General features: G+C 58.9%; 1 protein-coding gene and 1 pseudogene. Both read right to left on the reverse strand.

The genetic code is table 11. The annotated features are described in order from the left end of the window. On the reverse strand, positions 1-353 hold a 353-nt coding region (locus tag EN969_RS33545), incomplete at its 3' end, for a DUF6817 domain-containing protein (RefSeq protein WP_127419888.1). 190 nt (positions 354-543) lie between these two features. Next, positions 544-800: pseudogene (locus EN969_RS33550) on the reverse strand (MarR family transcriptional regulator); the annotation flags it as partial.

The following is an 800-nucleotide window of genomic DNA, read 5'->3' on the forward strand; positions in this document are numbered from 1 at the left end:
ACAAGACCCTCGACGCGAGGACCAATTTTTTGCTCCAGCCACTTGCGATGAGCATCGGTTCGCCTGCTGGATTTGCCGTCCGGATACTGGCCTCCGTCATAGGCGGCGTGAAACATAGCGGCGAGGACAAGATCGACGCTTTGGTCGAAATGCGCGACCGACGACGCAGCTCCCACCGCATGGCAGATGAAAGGCCGTCCCGTCTTGCGATAACGGCCGTTGAACATCGCGCAACACACACGATACGCCTTCTGCACCCTGGCGATATCGGCAAGCGGATATCCAGCCTCGTATAGCTGGATGTAAAGCGCCGTGTTGGTCTGGCGCGGAACGAACAGATCTTCTTTGGTCAACTTGTCCCCCCGAACGTTGTTAGGTTTTCCGGCGACTTCTCGCTCCCGAAGCCAGCGGCTTCGGTATTCTTGCACAGATTTTACAGAAGAGTTGAGCCTGACCTCTTCCCACCAGGATCAGCCGGACAATGGAACGTTACAAATGTGATGAGGGAAGTCCAGTCCAAGGAAATTCTTGGTCCGCAGGGTTCTATCCCCCGACATTGCCCCGCAACACAGCCAGCACCTGCGCGAACTCCGCCAGACGCTCGTCGGTCAATCCCACTCGCAGCCGCTTGTCGAAGACGAGCGCGGCCTTGCGCAGTGTCTCGAACATCGCTTCTCCGGCCTCGGTCAATTCGACCAGATGAACCCGGCGGTTGACGGGGTCGCGGCGGCGCATCAGCAGGCCCTGCGCCTCCATGGCGTTGAGATGATGGGTCAGCGTCGCGCCCTGGATACCGATCA

It is taken from the genome of Mesorhizobium sp. M7A.F.Ca.CA.003.01.2.1 (assembly GCF_003998945.1).
Taxonomy (GTDB): domain Bacteria; phylum Pseudomonadota; class Alphaproteobacteria; order Rhizobiales; family Rhizobiaceae; genus Mesorhizobium; species Mesorhizobium ciceri.